Below are 2,166 nucleotides of genomic sequence, written 5' to 3'. Positions count from 1 at the left end.
CCGTCGTGAGCCCGACGAGGTCAAGGTCGGGGTGAGCGAGGGCGGTTGCGATCGCGGTTGCGTCGTCGTTTCCCGGATCAGTGTCGATGAGGAGTTTTCGTGTCATGTGTGATGTCTCGGGTGGTGTGCGTATCGGTTCTGTGGTTCTATCGGTTATTTCAGTAGTTCTCGAGCGCGTCGACCAGGCGATCGACAAACCGATCGCGGTCGATATCGACGCCGACGTCGGCGTTCGGCGGCACGTCCGTTACCCCGCGGACGTCACAGATCGTCTGCCCGTCCGCGTGGTCGCTCGACGTTTCGACGGTGACGTGCATCGGCTCTGTTTCGACGACGCCGTCGGCGACCTCGGCGACGGCGCAGGCGTCGTGGATCGGGACGCCGTCCCAGCCGAACTGCTCGCGATGAAATTCGAGGAAGAACTCGAGCCAGTCGGCAACGACATCGCCGACGTCGGAGTCGAGCGATCGAAACCGCTCGAACTCCGCGGCGGGCACGCGGGCCGCTCGCGTGGCCTCGAGCCCGACCATCGTAACGGGAACGTCAGCGTCGAAAACGAGACTCGCGGCCTCCGGATCGACGAAGATGTTGAACTCCGCCGCGGGGGTGATGTTCCCCTCGTAGACTCCGCCACCCATGAGGACTATACGATCGATGTCGGATTCGATCCCGGGGTAGCGCTTGAGTAACAGACCGATGTTCGTGAGCGGACCGACGGGAATCAGCGTCAGGCCGTCGCACTCGCGTGCGGTTCGGGCGATGAAGTCGACGGCGTCCTCGTCGATCGGTTCGTACTCCGGGTCGGGCAGTTCGGGGCCATCGAGTCCCGATTCGCCGTGAACGTGATCGGCGATCGTGAGGTCCCGTACCATCGGTTCACTCATTCCGCTGGCGACCGGAACGTCAGTCCTGTCGGCCAGCGTCAGGGTCTGCAGGGCGTTTCGCGTCGTCTTTGGTAGCGTCTGGTTCCCCGCGACTGTCGTCACACCTCGCACGTCGAGTTCCGGGGACTGCAGTGCGAGCAACAACGCGATCGCGTCGTCGTGACCGGGATCGCAATCGATAATGACATCATTTGGCATGCGATAAGTACCGCACCGTTTCTGGTGGACACTCTTAAATCCACCTCTCGAACCGAAAACGGATGCGACAGGCGGCGAGGAACGTGACTACGCGGGAGTCTCGGTTCTCGAGTGTGTCCCCAGTCCCTGAGTGCCTCGCCGTCGGCGCGCTCCCGTCGGTCCCACGTACGAGTCGTCTCTCCAGCTCGTGGGAGATACCAACGGCCGGAATCCCCCTGATCCGCCATCGTAGCCAACGTTTCCGGTCGGCCGAAGACACCTCCTCCGACCGCCGTAGAAGACGAAGCCGACCGCGTCCGTGTCGATTGCCCGGCGGCACTTCTCCATCCGGTGGATCCACCGTCCGTGGCTGTCGGGAAAAAGATTTGATACGAGCGCGATTGCGCCCTCAAGATCCCGACCGTCGAAATCGGACGGTAGTCCGTCGCCGACGTCGACCAGCGCCCCCATCGCCACTTCGGCTGGTGACCGGGAGAGCGCAATCACGTGGTGGTCTCGATCGCAACGGCGGTCCATCCCACCGTGATATGTTAGCGCGGACCGGCCGCGTGTCCAGCCGGAAATCTCGAACAAGTGACTCGAGACTTCGCACAGCCTACCGTTCGGGGGTCTCCTCGAGGAGGTCGGCAGCGGTGTGTTCTCCTTCACTGCCGGCCGACCGATCTTCGATGTTCGTCAGTCGCTCGAGGACGGTCCAGATATTGTCGCCGGATCTGCTTCGCCGATTAGCTCCGGTGGCAGTGTCATAGTTGTACCGATCGGCTGAAACCGTCAAAAACTACTGTTCAGCCCTCGATCGAGGATAGTTTCAGTACCTCACAAAGCATCGCCAGTTAGCCTGATCTGAGCTACCTGTTCTGGTGTGATGAGTCGTGGATAACGGTCGAGCAACGCTAATTGAAGACGGAGTTGCCGCTGTCGGCGGCGGTCAGCCGCCGACGCGACAGCGTTGCCACTTGCGAAGACGCTTGCTCGGTCAGTGACTACCGGTAGAACCGGTCGTCAGGTGGTCGGTTCGCGGGGACGGCCCGACGCACCGCGAGGGCCGTCCACGCAGCCCGTCGAACCATATTGACAAATTCAT

At 62.1% G+C, this 2,166-nt stretch carries 1 protein-coding gene; it reads right to left on the bottom strand.

The window, feature by feature from the left end:
• Positions 1-158 precede the first annotated feature (158 nt).
• Positions 159-1,082, bottom strand: a complete 924-nt coding sequence (locus ACNA7R_RS20060; RefSeq protein WP_416285305.1) for a nucleoside hydrolase — start codon at positions 1,080-1,082, stop codon at positions 159-161.
• Between the last annotated feature and the right edge of the window lie 1,084 nt (positions 1,083-2,166).

This window comes from Natronococcus sp. (genome assembly GCF_047921035.1).
Taxonomy (GTDB): Archaea; Halobacteriota; Halobacteria; order Halobacteriales; family Natrialbaceae; genus Natronococcus.
This window is presented reverse-complemented; position numbering and strand designations above follow the sequence as displayed.